Below are 15,897 nucleotides of genomic sequence, written 5' to 3' on the forward strand. Positions count from 1 at the left end.
CATGACTACCATCGACACCGCCGGGAACCCGGCACACACCGCCACCCCCACCCGCTCCGAGCACGATCTCCTCGGAGACCGCGACGTCCCCGCGGGCGCGTACTGGGGCGTGCATACCCTCCGGGCCGTGGAGAACTTCCCCATCACCGGCCAGAAACTCTCCTCGAACATGCACCTGGTCCGGGGCCTGGCAGCGGTCAAGCTTGCCGCCGCCCGCACCAACCGGGAACTCGGGCTGCTGGACGCCGAACGCTCGGACGCGATCGAGCAGGCATGCCAGGACATCCTGGCGGGCAAACTCGCCGACCAGTTCGTAGTGGACGTCATCCAGGGCGGCGCCGGTACGTCGTCCAACATGAACGCCAACGAAGTGATCGCCAACCGCGCCCTCGAAATCCTGGGCCACCCCAAGGGCGACTACGCCCGGCTGCACCCCAACGACCACGTGAACCTCTCCCAGTCCACCAACGACGTGTACCCCACGGCCGTGAAACTGGGAACCATCTTCGCCGCCCGGGAACTGCTGGACGCCCTGGCCGAGCTCGAGGAAGCCTGCGCCGCCAAGGCCCTGGAATTCCGCACCGTCGTGAAGATGGGCCGCACCCAGCTGCAGGACGCCGTCCCGATGACCCTCGGCCAGGAATTCGGCACCTACGCCATCACCATCGGCGAGGACCGCCTCCGCCTTGCCGAAGCCGAACTGCTGATCCACGAAATCAACCTCGGCGCCACCGCCATCGGCACCGGCCTAAACGCCCCCGCCGGGTACGCCGAAACCGCCTGCCGGCACCTGGCCGAAGTCACCGGCCTGCCGCTGGTCACCGCCGTGGACCTCATCGAGGCCACCCAGGACGTGGGCGCCTTCGTCCACCTCTCCGGAGTGCTCAAGCGCGTGGCCGTGAAGCTCTCCAAGATCTGCAACGACCTCCGCCTGCTTTCCTCCGGCCCCCGCGCCGGCTTCGGCGAGATCAACCTGCCGGCCGTCCAGTCCGGCTCCTCCATCATGCCCGGAAAGATCAACCCGGTGATCCCGGAAGTGGTCTCCCAAGTGGCCTACGAAGTGATCGGCAACGACGTCACCATCACCATGGCCGCCGAAGCCGGGCAGCTCCAGCTCAACGCCTTCGAACCCGTCATCGTCCACAGCCTCCACAAGAGCATCTCCCACCTCGAGGCAGCCTGCCGCACCCTTACGGCCCGCTGCATCCTGGGCATCACCGCAAACACCGAGCACCTCCGGCGTACGGTGGAGCAGTCCATCGGCCTGGTCACCGCCCTCAACCCCCACCTGGGCTACGCCACCGCCACCGCCATCGCGCAGGAAGCACTCGCCACCGGCAAGGGCGTGGCCGAACTCGTCCTGGAACACGGGCTCCTCACACAAGCCCAGCTTCTGGAACTCCTCAGCCCCGAACGCCTCGCCAACCTCAGCAAGTAGTCCCCACCCCCCGTCCCCTCCGGATCCCAAAGGACTCCCCATGACAAACTCCCCAATACCTGACCACCTCATCGACGGCGGGCATGCGCATGCTTCCGAGACTGCGCTGCATGCCGAGGACAAGGGCTATCACAAGAATTTGAAGCCCCGTCAGATCCAGATGATCGCGATCGGCGGCGCGATCGGTACCGGCCTGTTCCTGGGCGCGGGCGGCCGCCTGAACGCTGCCGGCCCGTCGCTGGTCATCGCCTACGCGGTGTGCGGGTTCTTCGCGTTCCTGATCCTGCGCGCCCTGGGCGAACTGGTCCTGCACCGGCCTTCCTCAGGCTCGTTCGTCTCCTACGCCCGGGAATTCTTCGGCGAAAAGGCCGCGTTCGTTTCCGGCTGGTTCTACTGGATCAACTGGGCCACCACCACCATCGTGGACATCACCGCCGCGGCCCTGTACATGAACTTCTTCGGCAACTACATCCCCTGGATGGCCGCCGTCCCGCAATGGGCCTGGGCCCTGACCGCCCTGATCGTCGTCCTGGCCCTGAACCTGGTCTCGGTAAAGGTCTTTGGCGAAATGGAATTCTGGTTCGCCCTGGTCAAGGTCGCCGCCCTGGTCATCTTCCTCATCGTCGGCACCTACTTCGTCATCTTCGGCACCCCCGTGGACGGCCAGCAGGTCGGCTTCAGCCTGCTCTCCGATAACGGCGGGATCTTCCCCAACGGCCTGCTGCCCATGATCATCCTCATGCAAGGCGTCCTGTTCGCCTACGCCTCCATCGAACTCGTCGGCACCGCCGCCGGCGAAACCGAAAACCCCGAAAAAATCATGCCTAAAGCCATCAACTCCGTAGTCTTCCGCATCGCGGTGTTCTACGTCGGCTCCGTGATCCTGCTGGCCCTGCTGCTGCCCTACACCTCCTACCAAAAAGGCGTCAGCCCCTTCGTCACGTTCTTCGGCTCCATCGGCATCCAGGGCGTGGACGTCATCATGAACCTCGTCGTCCTCACCGCCGCCCTGTCCTCCCTCAACGCCGGGCTCTACTCCACCGGCCGGATCCTGCGCTCCATGTCCGTCAACGGCTCCGCCCCCCGCTTCGCCTCCCGCATGAACAAAGCAGGCGTGCCCTACGGCGGAATCGCCATCACCGCCGGCGTCTCCCTCCTGGGCGTGCCGCTGAACTACCTCGTCCCGGCCGACGCCTTCGAAATCGTCCTCAACGTCGCCTCCGTCGGCATCATCATGACCTGGGCCACCATCGTCCTGTGCCAGATCCAACTCAAACGCTGGGCCGACAAAGGCTGGCTCGAACGCCCCACCTTCCGCATGTTCGGCGCCCCCTACACCGGCTACCTCTCCCTGCTCTTCCTCGCAGGCGTCCTGATCATGGTCTTCATCGACTCACCCCTGACCATGCTCGTCACCGCCATCGCCTCCATCCTCATGGTCTTCGGCTGGTACGCCTGCCGCAAACGCATCCGCGAAATCGCCGAAACCCGCGAAGGCCACACAGGCCTCTCCCCGGTGGTCGCGAACCCGCCGGCGGCGACATTCAAGAAGTAGTCACGCCCTAAGGCGCCCGACGGCGGCACCCCAGGTTCTGGAAGTACAGAACCTGGGGTGCCGCCGTCGTTGGTTGATGTTCCAGTTGCGGGGCTAGCGTGACGGGTGGACCACCATCGCGGAGCCGCCGCCGCGCCTGGCCGGCTCGGCCGCAGCAATGACCTTGTTGTCGTCGAGGAACTCGATGGCTGTGGCGGCCCCGATTTCGGCGGCGGACGTGAAGGAATCGCCCGACGGTGCCAACGTATGGCCAAGACGTGACGTCAGCACGTCGCCGTACTTCTCGATGAAGGCCGGTTCGGCGCTCACTTTCTCGGTATTGCGCTGGGTGGCCCGTGGTGCTGCGATGGAGTCGGCAATGTCCATGCCAAGGTCGATCCGGTTAACCAGCGTCTGCAGCACGGTGGTGATGATCGTTGAGCCGCCCGGTGAGCCGAGTGCAAGGAACGGTTCGCAGTCCTTCAGCACGATGGTGGGCGACATGGACGACCGGGGACGCTTGCCGGGCTCGATGCGGTTCGGGTCCGTGGGGCTGTACACGGTGGAGAAATCCGTGAGCTCGTTGTTGAGGATGAATCCGCGGCCGGGTACTACGATGCCTGACCCGCCGGTCTGTTCGATGGTGAGGGTGTACTCCACCACATTTCCCCACTTGTCGGACACTGTGAGGTTGGTGGTGGACACGTTCTCCGTGTCCTTTTCATCCGCGAGCGCTGCCGGCTCGACGGGGCAGACGCCGTCGTAGGAGGACACATCCCCGGCCGGGACGGGCTTTGGAGCAGCCTGCATGGGATCGAGCCCGCACGCGCGCTCCTTGCCGAATACCGGATCAGTCAGCGCCTTGGTGGGGACGTCAACGAACGCAGGGTCGCCCAGGTATTTGGCCCGGTCCGCGAATGCCAGCGCGCTTGCCTCGAAGTAGTGGTGCAGGACGGCCGCCTCGTCCTTGGCGAGTGCGGGAAGGTCAAAGACCTCCAGGATGTTCAGTGATTCTCCCACCGTGGTGCCGCCGCTGCTCGACGGGGCCATGCCGTAAACGTCGTAGCCGCGGTAATTCACGTGGGTCGGGTCCTGGTCCAGCGCACGGTACTTCGCAAGGTCCTTGGTGGTCATGAACCCGGCAGGCACGGGCAATTCCGTGTCCTGGGATTTTGGCGGGTTCTGCACTGCCTCCACGATGTCCTCTGCGAGCGAACCGGTGTAGAAGGCATCTGTGCCCTTGCCGGCCAGGAGACGGTAGGTATCAGCCAGGTCGTGGTTCTTGAAGACTGAGCCTACTTTGGGCAGTTTTCCATCGGGCAGGTACAGGTCCTTGGTGGAGGTGAAGGCTTCGAAGCGCAGCTGATTGTCCGCAGTCTGCTGCCTGAAGGTCTCGTCGACCTCGAAACCGTCTGTTGCCACATCGATGGCTGGTTCCAACGTTTCCGCCAGGCTCATGCTTCCCCACCGGTCCAGCGCCCGTTCCCACGTGGCCGGGGTGCCCGGGACACCTACGGAAACGCCGCTGGTGACGAGTTCAGGTGTGAAGTTGTACGGCGCGCCCGTTGCACTCTTGGGGTCAACGAAAGCATTTGTTGGCATCGCCGCCGGCGCCGTCTCGCGGCCGTCGATGGTGCTCACCTTGCCGGACTTCGCGTCGTAGTAGACAAAGTAGCCGCCGCCGCCGATACCGGCAGAATAGGGCTCCGTGACTCCAAGGGTGGCTGCGGCAGCGACGGCGGCGTCGACGGCGTTGCCGCCCTTGCGGAGGACTTCGATAGCCGCAGAGGATGCGTCCACGTCCACAGTACTTACAGCACCGCCGTAGCCCTTGGCGGTAGGCATTTTTTTGCTGTCATCGTCAGTCCCGAAATGGGCTGAGGCAGGACCTGCCAGGGCTCCTGTGGTTACGCTCATTGCCAGCGCCGCCGTTACAGCCGCAAACCGGCGTCCCAAATTTGGCATGATAGCTCCTGAACGGGTTTGAGTGATGTGGGTCACGCTACTCCTCGGGCACGGGACACTCAACGTAATGGCCTACCCAACGGGGTACCCCAAAAACGTCATGCAACCGGCCGGCAACGTCCCCGCAAGGGTGCATCGCATATGCTTCCTGTGCAGCTCATAACCGCGCGCGCACCTCGTGCGTTCAACGACGAACAGACCGGGAGACGGCATGACCAACTGGCGGATCAGGGACTTCCACTCATCGGACCTGGACGGGATCCTGCACCTCTGGGAGACGCTCAAGTCCCACAACGTCGAACCCGTCTATGCCCTCTCCGAGGTCCTCGCCTCCTGCGAAAAGGACCACGCCGTGGTGGCGGTACAGGGCGACCAGGTGGTGGGAGCCGCCGTCGGACGCGCCGCTCACGACCAGGGCTGGATCGTCTTCCTGGCCACCCTGCCCGAATACCGCGGCCGCGGCATCGGCACCTCGCTGCTGGCCGCCGTCGAAAACCGCATGGCCCCGCACGGGCTGAACAAGCTCTCGGCACTGATGCCCGAATCCGAGACCCGCGTGGAGGCATTCCTGGGCCGCGGCTTCGCCCTAAAAAAGAACTTGCGCTACTTCGAACGCACCATCCCCGTCCAGCGGCAGGAACTCGGCGCACTGGGCCAGCTCGGCGGGCGCGTCCTGGCCCGCGACCTGTGGGAAAACGTTGCCGGCATGCGCAAGGAAAAGGAACTGCTCGAGCGCCGCCTGGTCCTGCCCCTCGCCGAGGCAGACCTCGCCGACGAATTCGGCGTAGTGCCGCCGCGCGCCGTCGTCCTCTTCGGCCCGCCCGGCACCGGCAAGACCACCTTCGCCAAAGCCATCGCCTCCCGGCTGGAGTGGCCCTTCGTGGAAGTCTTCCCGTCCCGCCTCGCCGCGGATCCCCAAGGCCTGGCCGGAGCGCTGCGCGAAACGTTCCTGGAAATCGCCGAACTGGAGCACGCGGTTGTTTTCATCGACGAGGTGGAGGAGATCGCCTCCCAGCGCTCCGGCGAACCCCCGTCGCCGCTGCAGGGCGTCACCAACGAACTCCTCAAGATCATCCCGGCTTTCCGCGAACAGCCCGGCCGCCTGCTGGTCTGCGCCACCAACTTCATCCGCGCCCTGGACACCGCCTTCCTGCGCCACGGCCGCTTCGACTACGTCATCCCCATCGGACTGCCGGACCGGCAGGCCCGTGAAGCGATGTGGCAGCGCTTCATCCCTGCCCCTGTGGTGGACGCCGTGGACGTGGAACTCTTGGTGGAACGCACCGAGGGCTTCTCCCCCGCCGACATTGAGTATGCTGCGCGGAGCGCGTCGCAGCGTGCCCTGGAAAACGTTGTTTACGGCGAAAACAGCGACGGCAGGGTCGCTTCCGGCGGCACGGTTTCTGTCCGTGAGGCGGTGCGGAAGGGGCCTTCCACACAGGATTACCTGGACGCCATCGCCGAGACGAGGACCACTGTGAGCGCGGAAGTGCACCAGGAGTTCCTGGAAGACATCGACGCACTGGGGCGCGTGTAGCTTTTAGGTATGTCCTCCAACCCCCTGCGCCATGCCATGGCCCGCATGGGCGGCCGTGACCCGCATGAGAAGCACCGGGCCGCCACGCCGCTTGAACTCTTTTTCGACCTGACGTTTGTGATTGCGTTTGGCGTGGCCGGCAGCCAGTTTGCCCACGAAGTGGCGGAAGCTCACTTCATCCCGGGCCTGCTCGCGTTCTCCTTCGCGATGTTCGCGGTGATCTGGGCATGGATCAACTTCACGTGGTTCGCCAGCGCCTACGACACCGATGACTGGATCTTCCGGGTGGTCACCATGATCCAGATCGTGGGTGTCCTGATCCTCACCATGGGCATTGAGCCGTTGTTCCATTCAATGGCGGAGGGAAAGCACGTAGACAACGCGGTGATTGTTGGAGGCTACGTGGTCATGCGGCTCGCGCTGGTCACCCAGTGGCTGCGGGCAGCACGGCAGGACCCGGCCGGCCGTGACACCTGCCTTCGCTACGCCAAGTACCTTGTGGTGGTGCAGCTTGGATGGATCGCAGTAGTTTTCATCGAGGCAGACATTCCCACCACGCTCTTTATGGTCCTGCCGTTGATCGTGCTGGAGATGGCCACCCCCTATGCTGCGGAGCGCAAGGCCCGGACGCCGTGGCATGCCCACCACATTGCCGAACGGTACGGACTGCTGGCCATCATTGCCCTGGGTGAATGCCTCATCGGGGCCATCGAAACACTCCGGGCCATCGTGGCCCACCATGGCTGGAGCGTCGATGCCGCGCTGGTGGGCTTCGGCGGAACGGCCCTGGCGTTCGGCATGTGGTGGATCTACTTCCTGCTGCCCGCCGGACGGGCGCTCCACCTGCGCCGTCACAGGTCCTTCCTCTTCGGCTACGGCCATCTTCCGGTCTTCGCAGCGATCGCCGCCACCGGCGCAGGGCTGCACGTGGCCGCGTACTACATTGACCACGAGGCACACATCAGCGCAACCATCGCCATCGCTACCATCGCCATCCCCGTGGCACTGTTCAAGGGCTCGCTGACCTGGCTGTACAGCGTGATGGTCGGCCCGGACCGGACGGTCATCACCGTCGCCGTGGGGGTGCTCATAACGCTGGCGGCGTCAGTTGGCCTGGCGGCGGCCGGGGTCTCCGTTCCGATATGCCTGCTGGTGATTGTGCTGGCGCTCGGCGCTTCGATTGTTATTGACGAACGCCGCGGCTCGGAGAGGCTCCATCACGCCCTTGAGAAGCTGGAAGCGGAAACTACCGCCCCTCAGCAGTCCTAGCGTTCGGCGCGGCGGCACCGGGGGCGTCTAGTTCCTCGTAGGACAGGTTCTCGTAGTCTGTGGTGTCCTCCTCATCCAGCCGGTCGTCCAGCTCTTCCAGCAGCCACGGATTCACACGGGCGAGGATCTTCCTGACCTCCTCCACCTCGACGGCGGCATAAAGCACCGGCCGTGCGTCGCGGTACTTGGTGACCGGGGGTTTGTCCGGCCACTTGTCCGCAAGCGCCTTCACGCGCTCCGGCAGGGAGTTGTGGGCGTTGTCCGCAATCTTCACCAGTGCGGCGTCGTGGTCCTGGGCGATCTCGCGGATCCCGGACTGGTAGTCGTCCGGGTTCTCGTGCAGCCGGTTGGTGACGCGTTCAATGATTTCCACTGCCCGCTCGGAGACGCCCATCTCCAGGAGGGCCTGGCGCGTGATCGGTGTATCTTCGGCGATGTCGTGCAGATACCCGGCAATCCGGATGTCGTCATCGAAGTCCGCCAAGGCGTCACCAACGGCCAGGACGTGTTCACGGTAGGGCCGCTTCAGCTTGTCCTTCTGGCGGTTATGGGCCACTTCGGCCAGGACTTTGGCGGTCTCGACAGTGAACCTGGGCGCCGGAGTGTGGTCTGGAATGTGCTCGTCTGACATGTCCCAAGCCTAGGCTGGCTCGATGCCTACTGCTTGCCATACTTCCGGTGCACTGCCTGTTTGCTGACGCCAAGGCACAGGGCTATGGCCTCCCAGGACAGGCCGGCCTGCCTCGCGCCGCGGACGAGGGCCGACTCGGTGCAACCAATGTTGACGCCATGATTCTCCTGCCCGGCAGCGCTCTTCAATGCCTACCTCCCGGAGGCGCCGATACCTGTCCACACCCAAGGTTCCCGCGGCAGAGCGGCGGAGCGGAAGTTGCCCAGTGCCTGCTCAATCGGCCCGGCCGGAAGCCCCAGCGATTCCAGCAGCCGGTCGCGCACGGCTTCGGGGGGAGCGCCCTCCGCCGCCAGGTCGCTTAGCGTCACCGCGCCGTCCCGCTTTGCCAGCCTGACGCCGTCGGAATTTACCACCAACGGAACATGCGCATATTCCGGAACCGGAATATTCAGGAGCGAAGAAAGATAGGCCTGCCGCGGTGTGGACGGAAGGAGATCATCACCCCGGACTACCTGGTCGATGCCCTGCTCGGCATCGTCCACAACCACGGCCAGATTGTAGGCGGTCACCCCATCGTTGCGGCGCAGCACGAAGTCATCCACGACGCCCGTATAGGTCCCGTGCAGCACGTCCTGAACGGTGTACTCCGCTACGTCGGCCCGAAGCCGTAGGGCGGCCGGCCTGGTGGAGCGCTTGAACTCCAACTCCGCCGGATCCAGGTTCCGGCAGGTTCCCGGATAGGCACCCTGCGGCGCATGCGGAGCCGACGGCGCCTCCTGGATTTCCCGGCGGGTGCAGAAGCATTCATAGGTGAGGCCTGCCGCCTCGAGCTTTGCGATCGCGGCGGCATACAAAGCGCCCCGGGCAGTCTGGCGCACGACGTCGCCGTCCCAGGTCACGCCGATCGCCGCCAGATCCCGCAACTGCTCCGCTTCCGCGCCGGACCGCGCCCGGTCCAGGTCCTCTACCCGCAGCAGGAAATTCCGGCCCGTGGAGCGGGCAAACAGCCATGCCAGGACGGCGGTCCGAAGATTGCCTACATGGAGTTCACCGGAAGGGCTGGGAGCGAAGCGGCCGGCTGAGGTCATGGATCCAGCCTATGCGGGGCCAGCGCCCCGAAACGTGATGGCGGGTTGCCTGGAAGGTTGCAGGAGGTGATGGCGCGATGCCCTGTGGGGACAATCCGGGGATGAAAGGGGGGCAGGCGTACGCGGACAAGCACAAGAGCCCCTCAGCTACCGATGACTTCGGGGGTCCGACGTCGGTAGCTCAGGGGCTCTTGCCGTGGTTGCAGAATGACCGTGGTGTGAACAAGTGTCAATCAGCGGCTGCCTCCTTGCGGGAAGTTGTGTCCAGATGCCGGGTGGTGTGCCGGGGAACCTGTAGCCTGCGGGGATCAGCGGTAGCTTCCATCCCTTGTTGCCATAATTTCAGCAGAGACCCTACAGTTGGTACAACCAGCAGGACTTCAGTTGATCACTCTGACCAATCTTTGAGGTTCCCGTCGACAGGAAATGATCAGATTGCAGGAACTGGACGCCACCGACAAGCGGATCCTGAACGCCTTGGACGTGGATCCGCGCGTTCCCATCATGGTGCTGGCGCAGCGGCTGGGCCTGGCGCGCGGGACGGTGCAGAGCCGGCTGGAGCGGATGACGGAGTCGGGGGCTCTACGGCCCAACAGCAGCAGGGTGCTGCCGGCGGCACTGGGCCGGGGCGTAGCGGCTGCCGTCAGCGCCGAGCTGGACCAGAGCCATCTCAACGAGGCGATTGCCGCGCTCCGGAAGATCCCCGAAGTCCTGGAATGCCACGCGCCGGCAGGCGACACAGACCTGCTGATCCGCGTGGTGGCCACCAGCCCGGACGATCTCTACCGGGTGTCGGAAGAGATCAGGCTGTGCCCGGGAATCGTCCGGACCTCCACGAGCATGTTCCTGCGCGAGGTCATCCCTTACCGAACAACCGGCCTGCTCGCGGAATAGCCGGCGGAGCAAGCCGGCGGGGAGCTCTCCCCATCGCTGCATGGCGCCGGCCCGATTAGGCCGGCACGGAAGAACCAACCGGGGGGAAGCATGGCGGGGAACTTTTACGGCGCGGACGTGGCGCAGCTTCGACAGCTCGCCAAGGACCTCGCCGGCGGCGCCAACCGGCTGAACGTCCTGGGCCAGCAGCTGGGCAGCAGCATCAGTTCCAGCAACTGGCGGGGGCACGACGGCGACCGCTTCCGAACCACCAAGCGGCAGGATTTCAGCGAGGTCACGTACTTCCTGACCTCGGACTCCCCGGAAGAATATTTCGAGCTTATTCGGGACGGCGTGGAGCGCTATGGGATGGACTCCGACCCCGCCGAGCGCTGGATTTCATCCCGGATAGCAAACCCGGAAGGAAAGAGTGACTACTCGCTCGCCCCGGGAACGTCCACAGGGCTGGCCGTGGGCTACGACCTCCGGCACGACGGCGCCAAAGACACCCAGGTGATCATTGTCCATGTGAGCCCAACGGCGTAGCCGGTCCCGGAGCGAAGCTAAGCGCGGTCCTACACCGGCGGACCGGCGTAGGACTTCAAGTTCTTCATCACCAGGGTGGACGTGAGCCGTTCCACCCCGGGCAGCGAGGTGAGTTCGGCGTCGTAGAAGCGCTGGTAGGCGGGCAGGTCCTCGGCGATGACCTTCAGCAGGTAGTCGGGTGAACCGAAGAGCCGTTGCGCCTCCACCACGTTGGGGCTCTCCGCCACCAGGTTTTCGAAGACCTCCATTGTGGCGCGGTCCACCTGCCGCAGGGTAACAAACACGATTGCCTCGAAGCCCAGCCCCACCGCGGAGGGATCAATGTCCGCCCGATACCCGCGGATCACGCCCGATTGCTCCAGGTCACGCAGCCGCCGATGGCACGGCGCCACCGTCAAACCGACTTTGGCGGCGAGCGCAGTGGCGGTCATCCGGCCATCCCCTTTAAGGTGGCGCAAAATATTCCTGTCAATATGGTCAATCACGCAATAACCTTACCGCCGGAGAAGCCTTGGGGGCGAAAAAGGACAGCACTTCTGCGCCGAAACTATCTAGGGTTTGTCCTGACGCATCACCTGGCAGGAGAAGAAATGAACCCGGAGCTGTTTTTGGCCTTTGTGCTGGTGGCCGCGGCCCTCGCGTGTACGCCGGGCGTGGACTGGGCGTACTCCATCGCGGCCGGGCTGAGGCAGCGAAGCTTTGTTCCCGCGGTGGCAGGGCTCTGCGGCGGATACGTCCTCCATACGGTCCTGCTGGTGGCGGGCCTGGCTGCCCTGCTTACGGGAATGCCCGGAGTTTTGGGCTGGATTACCCTGGCCGGCGCGGCGTACCTGATGTGGCTAGGCATCAGCACGCTCCGCTCCTGGCGCGGCGCCAGCTTCACGGCGGGTTCGGGGCGCACCGGCAGTGAGGGCACCCGGCTCCGCACGTTCCTGCAGGGCATGGGTACCAGCGGCATCAACCCCAAGGGCCTCCTCTTTTACGTGGCGCTTGTCCCCCAGTTCGTGAGCGCCGATGCGCCCCTTCCCGTGCCGGTGCAGTCGGGCCTGCTGGGCATGACGTTCGTATTCCTCGCGGGCCTTGTCTATACCGCCGTCGCCCTGCTGTCCCGCACCCTGCTGCAGAGCCGGCCGGGGGCTGCCCGCCTGGTGACCCTTGCCAGCGGCGTGATCATGGTGGCACTTGGCACGGTGCTGCTCGGCGAGCAGCTCGTGCCGGTTCTCAGCGGGGCGTAGGGTCCGTTACTCGTCGCTGAGTTTCTTCCAGTCCTGTTCCCAGATCCGGCGCATCTCCTCGTCCTTGCGGATGGGCACAGGCGCGGCGATCTCCTTCTGCGGCACCTGGTCCTCGCGGCGACGCCCCCAGTCCCGGGGATTAAGGGAGCGCCTGCTGGAGTCCAGCACCAGCAGCGCCCGGTCCGTCAGGGCGTCATTGCGCAGGGTCAGGTGCGTCTTGCGCCGGCGCAGGACCTCGGCAAGGGCCTGGTGTGCGGCCTCGAACCGGCCCTCGCGGCGCAGCGCCCGCGCCCGCACCAACAGCAGGGCGGCGGAGAGATCGTCAGCGTTGAGCAGGCCTTCGGTCCAGTCGATCACGGTGCGGCTCCTGCCCAGGGTCAACGCGAGTGAGCAGCGGGCCAGCGCCATGGGGAGCGATGGCGGCAGCCCGGCCAGCGCGTCCAGCGCCGCCTCCGTACGGCCCGTCTCGCGGAACGAGTGCGCCAGCGCAAGGAATACGGACTCCTCGCTGAACAGGACCGGGATCTCCACACGCTCGGCCAGTTCAATCCGGGTGACGATCCTGGTGAGGTACGTGGACGAGTAGCGGTTCGCTTCGTCGTCGTTCCTGGTGGTGAGGCCGCGCTGCAGGAGTTCCGAGGCGCGAAGGTATCCTCCGTGCTTGTACACGAGCAACCCGGACATCAGGTAGCAAAGCCCTGCCCAGCCGGGGTAGGAGCGGGCCAGCGTGATCAACCGGTCGGGCTCCCGGCTGGTAAAAACGGCCTCGTGAACGGCCTTGGCCGGTTTGGGCAGCATCCGTTTCAGCCGCGGGATCTCCCCGTCGATGGACAGCAGGGCGGGATGGCGCCCGCCGAGCACACCGGTGAGCATGCCGCCCACTCCCCCTGCCAGGTCATGGACAGGCGTGCGCAACTGGGGCTGGCCGAACGGTGTGAGGTCGCGGCTGTCCCAGTAGATCGGTGCAGGGTCCCCGGCGGTCATCTTTCCATGCTAACCGCGACTCCCGACAGCCGGGCAGGCCCCGAAAAACCCCCCGGGCGGTAGGCGGTTGGATCCGGCACTTGTTCAAACGGGGGATTAACGGAAGGGTAGTAAGCACCCTTAGCAGTTCCACCGTCAGTAAAGGAGAACGCCATGCACATCGACAAGTCCCAGATCCTCGAGCTGCTCCGCAAACAGGGAGACGACGACAAGGCCGCCCAGGCCGAGTCGGAACTGCCGGACCAGGTGGACACCGAACAGCACGCAGGGCTCCTGTCCAAGCTCGGCATCAATCCCGCAGATCTGCTGGGAAAGCTTCCCGGCGGCCTTGGGGACAAGCTGGGCGGGCTGGGCCTCTGAGTCAGGACCTCTCCATAAACCATTCGGTGAACGCCGAGGCCCGGCCGCTGGAGTCCAACTGGATGACCCAGAGGTTGTCGTACACGGGCCGGCCGCCTGAATAAGTGGTGACGCCCTGGACGAATGCGGTGCTGCCGTCCGCGCCCAGCAGTTCCCAGCTGAACGTCCAGTCGCCGGGTTCGTCCCTGGCGGCGAGCCAGCCTTCGACAATCCCGTCCTGCCCCTGCCATGCCTGGGGATCGTTGGGCCGGGTTTCATACCGGGCATCCTCCGTGAAGAGGGCGCGGATATCCTCCGCCCGGTTGCTGGCCCACGCCGTCTGGTATTTGTCCATCCACGCTTGCACAAGCCCGCGGGCAGAAGTCTGCTCAGTCATGCTGCCGTTTTACGCCCTCCTGCAGGGGGCTGCAAGCGCTTCAGCCGTTCGCGGCGGCGACCCACACGCCGATAACCCAGGTGCTGGCGGCGAGGCATGCGAGCCCGAACTCGGCGAGCATGCCCAGTCCCGTCGCCTTCAGGGCGGCCCAGCTGGAGGTGGCCGCCGCACCGAGGTTCCTGGTCCGGAGGAATTCGCTGAGCAGCAGGCCCGCGGCAAAGCCCACGAACAGCCCCACCACCGGGATGATGAACATCCCCACCACGGCGGCGACAAGGGCTGCCCCGATGCTCCGGCTGGGGATGGCGTGCTCCTTCAGCTTCCTGCCCGTAAGGACAGCACTGGCCGCCATGCCTGCCACCAGGAACACCATGGAGATGGCGAACACCACCCACCCTGCAGTCCCGGCGCCGCCCCAGATGGCCCACGCCAGAAGGCTTGCGCCAATCAGGATGCTGCCCGGAAGCACCGGGATGACCGTGCCCGCCACGCCCACAAGAATTGCCAGGCCGCACAGGATGGTCACCACAGTTTCCGAGTTCATAATTCCCAGTCTATGGTCGCGCGTGCTTAACCCCCGACGGCGGCACCTCCCGCGCAGGGGGAGGCACCGCCGTCGTCATTTCCGTCAGGCCAGGGCTGTTACTCCGCTTCCACCGCAGCGGCCACGGCGGCGGTCACAGCAGGCGCAACCCTCGGGTCCAGCGGGCTGGGCACGATGTAGTCCGCCGAGAGGTCCTCGGCCGCAAGGCCGGCGATGGCGTAGGCAGCGGCGAGCTTCATGGCGGGGGTGATCCGGCGGGCGCCGGCGTCAAGCGCGCCGCGGAAGATGCCCGGAAAGGCCAGCACGTTGTTGATCTGGTTGGGGAAGTCACTGCGGCCGGTGGCCACCACGGCGGCGTACTTCACGGCGACCTCGGGCAGGACCTCGGGGTCCGGGTTGGAGAGCGCGAAGACGATGGCGTCCTGGTTCATCAGGGCCAGGTGCGCCTCATCCAGCTTCGAGGAGGAGACGCCGATGAAGACGTCGGCTCCGTTGAGGGCCTCGGCGGGGCCGCCTTCCACGCCGCGGGGGTTGCTGCGGCCTGCGATGTCCGCCTTCTTGCTGGCGGGATCGGCAGCGAGGTCCTTGCGTCCGGCGTTGATGATGCCGCGGGAGTCCAGCAGGACCACATCGGTGATGCCGGCGGCCAGCAGGATTTCGGCGACGGCGATGCCGGCAGCCCCTGCCCCGGAGACCACCACGCGAAGGCTGTCCAGTTCGCGGCCGGTCACCCTTGCGGCGTTCGTCAGCGCAGCGAGGGCGACCACCGCGGTGCCATGCTGGTCATCGTGCATCACGGGGCAGTCCAGCGCCTCGATGAGCTTTTCCTCCAGCTCGAAGCAGCGGGGCGCGGAGATGTCCTCGAGGTTGACGGCTCCGAAGCTGGGGCGCAGGCGGACGAGGGTCTCCACGATTTCATCCACGTTCGTGGTGTTGAGGACCAGCGGAATGGAATCCAGGTCACCGAAGGTCTTGAACAGGGCGGACTTGCCTTCCATCACGGGCAGTGAGGCGCTGGCTCCGATGTTGCCCAGACCCAGGACCGCAGTGCCGTCGCTGACCACCACCACAAGGCGTTCGGCCCAGGTCAGGGTGCGGGCAAGTTCCGGCTTGGCGTGGATGGCGCGGCTGACCTCTGCCACTCCCGGCGTGTAGGCGATGGACAGGTCGCGCTTGTTGGACAGCGGGACGGTGCTGGCGATGGAGAGCTTGCCGCCCTGGTGGGCGTCGAAAATCTCGGCTTCGCTCAGGGCGGTGGCTGCGGAGTTGTCGGTGGCTGCAATTGCGTCAATGGACACGTCGTTGTCTCCTGGTGCTCGCCGTGGGCACACGGCACATGGGGCCCAGGCCCACCAGGACCTGAGGCAATGGAAGAGGTGCGGCGGATTACCCAGGGGTGGCGGGTCCGTGGGAGCGTCGGGGATGCTCCCTGCTGCTCCGTTTTCCCCATGGTAGGCAGCCCAAGGGGAGGGACTGGCGCGATTTGACGCGCACCATGGCGGCTAAAACGATTAATC

Annotated in this window: 15 protein-coding genes and 2 pseudogenes; 8 read left to right on the forward strand and 9 right to left on the reverse strand. The window is 65.5% G+C overall.

From position 1 onward, the window contains the following. The first annotated feature begins 1 nt into the window (after position 1). Together AC5RVY_RS12830 and AC5RVY_RS12835 are read left to right on the forward strand one after the other, a co-directional pair. Positions 2-1,438 (forward strand): aspartate ammonia-lyase, encoded by a 1,437-nt coding sequence (locus AC5RVY_RS12830; protein WP_493955094.1) that lies wholly within the window; start codon positions 2-4, stop codon positions 1,436-1,438. Positions 1,439-1,478: 40 nt separating this feature from the next. After that, positions 1,479-2,993: an amino acid permease gene (locus AC5RVY_RS12835; RefSeq protein ID WP_493955095.1), complete on the forward strand. Its 1,515-nt coding sequence runs from the start codon at positions 1,479-1,481 to the stop codon at positions 2,991-2,993. 93 nt (positions 2,994-3,086) lie between these two features. Here AC5RVY_RS12835 and ggt read toward each other — a convergent pair whose 3' ends face one another. Next, positions 3,087-4,937: a gamma-glutamyltransferase gene (gene ggt, locus AC5RVY_RS12840; protein WP_493955096.1), complete on the reverse strand. Its 1,851-nt coding sequence runs from the start codon at positions 4,935-4,937 to the stop codon at positions 3,087-3,089. Positions 4,938-5,148: 211 nt separating this feature from the next. On the opposite strand from ggt, the gene AC5RVY_RS12845 reads away from it, so the two are divergent. Continuing rightward, a complete protein-coding gene (locus AC5RVY_RS12845; protein ID WP_493955097.1) occupies positions 5,149-6,474 on the forward strand; it encodes an ATP-binding protein in 1,326 nt (441 codons plus the stop codon). A 9-nt stretch (positions 6,475-6,483) separates the two neighbouring features. After that, positions 6,484-7,743 carry a low temperature requirement protein A gene (locus AC5RVY_RS12850; RefSeq protein ID WP_493955098.1) on the forward strand — a complete coding sequence of 420 codons (1,260 nt, stop codon included), beginning with the start codon at positions 6,484-6,486 and terminating at the stop codon, positions 7,741-7,743. On the opposite strand, the gene AC5RVY_RS12855 is transcribed toward AC5RVY_RS12850, so the two are convergent. The 3 genes and pseudogenes from AC5RVY_RS12855 to gluQRS all read right to left on the reverse strand — a co-directional run bounded on the left by AC5RVY_RS12855 (position 7,721) and on the right by gluQRS (position 9,462). Then, complete coding sequence (locus AC5RVY_RS12855) at positions 7,721-8,374, reverse strand: HD domain-containing protein (protein WP_493955099.1); 654 nt, start codon at positions 8,372-8,374, stop codon at positions 7,721-7,723. The genes AC5RVY_RS12850 and AC5RVY_RS12855 overlap by 23 nt on opposite strands. A gap of 26 nt (positions 8,375-8,400) precedes the next feature. Then, positions 8,401-8,511, reverse strand: a pseudogene (locus AC5RVY_RS12860) (AsnC family protein); the annotation flags it as partial. Positions 8,512-8,565: 54 nt separating this feature from the next. After that, the gene (gene gluQRS, locus AC5RVY_RS12865) at positions 8,566-9,462 is read right to left on the reverse strand and encodes a tRNA glutamyl-Q(34) synthetase GluQRS (protein WP_493955100.1); all 897 of its coding nucleotides are present in this window, start codon (positions 9,460-9,462) and stop codon (positions 8,566-8,568) included. 426 nt (positions 9,463-9,888) lie between these two features. On the opposite strand from gluQRS, the gene AC5RVY_RS12870 reads away from it, so the two are divergent. Next, a complete protein-coding gene (locus tag AC5RVY_RS12870) occupies positions 9,889-10,356 on the forward strand; it encodes an Lrp/AsnC family transcriptional regulator (RefSeq protein WP_493955101.1) in 468 nt (155 codons plus the stop codon). A gap of 228 nt (positions 10,357-10,584) precedes the next feature. Next, positions 10,585-10,881: pseudogene (locus AC5RVY_RS12875) on the forward strand (hypothetical protein); the annotation flags it as partial. Positions 10,882-10,910: 29 nt separating this feature from the next. Here AC5RVY_RS12875 and AC5RVY_RS12880 read toward each other — a convergent pair. Continuing rightward, positions 10,911-11,366, reverse strand: coding sequence for an Lrp/AsnC family transcriptional regulator (locus AC5RVY_RS12880; RefSeq protein ID WP_493955102.1), 456 nt, complete (start codon positions 11,364-11,366; stop codon positions 10,911-10,913). A 105-nt stretch (positions 11,367-11,471) separates the two neighbouring features. Between AC5RVY_RS12880 and AC5RVY_RS12885 the strand changes: the two genes are divergently transcribed. Then, on the forward strand, positions 11,472-12,116 hold the full coding sequence (locus tag AC5RVY_RS12885; protein ID WP_493955103.1) for a LysE family translocator: 645 nt from the start codon (positions 11,472-11,474) through the stop codon (positions 12,114-12,116). Between the two features lie 6 nt (positions 12,117-12,122). Here the strand turns inward: AC5RVY_RS12885 and AC5RVY_RS12890 are convergent, their stop codons facing one another. Beyond that, positions 12,123-13,100, reverse strand: a complete 978-nt coding sequence (locus AC5RVY_RS12890) for a hypothetical protein (protein ID WP_493955104.1) — start codon at positions 13,098-13,100, stop codon at positions 12,123-12,125. Between the two features lie 153 nt (positions 13,101-13,253). Between AC5RVY_RS12890 and AC5RVY_RS12895 the strand changes: the two genes are divergently transcribed. Beyond that, the gene (locus AC5RVY_RS12895; protein WP_493955105.1) at positions 13,254-13,460 is read left to right on the forward strand and encodes a hypothetical protein; all 207 of its coding nucleotides are present in this window, start codon (positions 13,254-13,256) and stop codon (positions 13,458-13,460) included. Position 13,461: 1 nt separating this feature from the next. Here AC5RVY_RS12895 and AC5RVY_RS12900 read toward each other — a convergent pair whose 3' ends face one another. The 3 genes from AC5RVY_RS12900 to AC5RVY_RS12910 form a co-directional block, all read right to left on the reverse strand. Beyond that, complete coding sequence (locus AC5RVY_RS12900) at positions 13,462-13,836, reverse strand: nuclear transport factor 2 family protein (RefSeq protein ID WP_493955106.1); 375 nt, start codon at positions 13,834-13,836, stop codon at positions 13,462-13,464. Positions 13,837-13,876: 40 nt separating this feature from the next. Further along, positions 13,877-14,380 (reverse strand): DUF456 domain-containing protein, encoded by a 504-nt coding sequence (locus tag AC5RVY_RS12905; RefSeq protein WP_493955107.1) that lies wholly within the window; start codon positions 14,378-14,380, stop codon positions 13,877-13,879. Positions 14,381-14,478: 98 nt separating this feature from the next. After that, a complete protein-coding gene (locus tag AC5RVY_RS12910; protein WP_493955108.1) occupies positions 14,479-15,678 on the reverse strand; it encodes an NAD(P)-dependent malic enzyme in 1,200 nt (399 codons plus the stop codon). Positions 15,679-15,897: the final 219 nt, after the last annotated feature.

Source organism: Arthrobacter sp. Ha26, assembly GCF_059091705.1.

Excerpts from the sequence above, each read along its gene's own strand:
- AC5RVY_RS12830 (WP_493955094.1), top strand. The coding sequence starts at position 2 with ATGACTACCATCGACACCGCCGGGAACCCGGCACACACCGCCACCCCC.
- AC5RVY_RS12835 (WP_493955095.1), top strand. The coding sequence starts at position 1,479 with ATGACAAACTCCCCAATACCTGACCACCTCATCGACGGCGGGCATGCG.
- ggt (WP_493955096.1), bottom strand. The coding sequence starts at position 4,937 with ATGCCAAATTTGGGACGCCGGTTTGCGGCTGTAACGGCGGCGCTGGCA.
- AC5RVY_RS12845 (WP_493955097.1), top strand. The coding sequence starts at position 5,149 with ATGACCAACTGGCGGATCAGGGACTTCCACTCATCGGACCTGGACGGG.
- AC5RVY_RS12850 (WP_493955098.1), top strand. The coding sequence starts at position 6,484 with ATGTCCTCCAACCCCCTGCGCCATGCCATGGCCCGCATGGGCGGCCGT.
- AC5RVY_RS12855 (WP_493955099.1), bottom strand. The coding sequence starts at position 8,374 with ATGTCAGACGAGCACATTCCAGACCACACTCCGGCGCCCAGGTTCACT.
- gluQRS (WP_493955100.1), bottom strand. The coding sequence starts at position 9,462 with ATGACCTCAGCCGGCCGCTTCGCTCCCAGCCCTTCCGGTGAACTCCAT.
- AC5RVY_RS12870 (WP_493955101.1), top strand. The coding sequence starts at position 9,889 with ATGATCAGATTGCAGGAACTGGACGCCACCGACAAGCGGATCCTGAAC.
- AC5RVY_RS12885 (WP_493955103.1), top strand. The coding sequence starts at position 11,472 with ATGAACCCGGAGCTGTTTTTGGCCTTTGTGCTGGTGGCCGCGGCCCTC.
- AC5RVY_RS12890 (WP_493955104.1), bottom strand. The coding sequence starts at position 13,100 with ATGACCGCCGGGGACCCTGCACCGATCTACTGGGACAGCCGCGACCTC.
- AC5RVY_RS12895 (WP_493955105.1), top strand. The coding sequence starts at position 13,254 with ATGCACATCGACAAGTCCCAGATCCTCGAGCTGCTCCGCAAACAGGGA.
- AC5RVY_RS12900 (WP_493955106.1), bottom strand. The coding sequence starts at position 13,836 with ATGACTGAGCAGACTTCTGCCCGCGGGCTTGTGCAAGCGTGGATGGAC.
- AC5RVY_RS12905 (WP_493955107.1), bottom strand. The coding sequence starts at position 14,380 with ATGAACTCGGAAACTGTGGTGACCATCCTGTGCGGCCTGGCAATTCTT.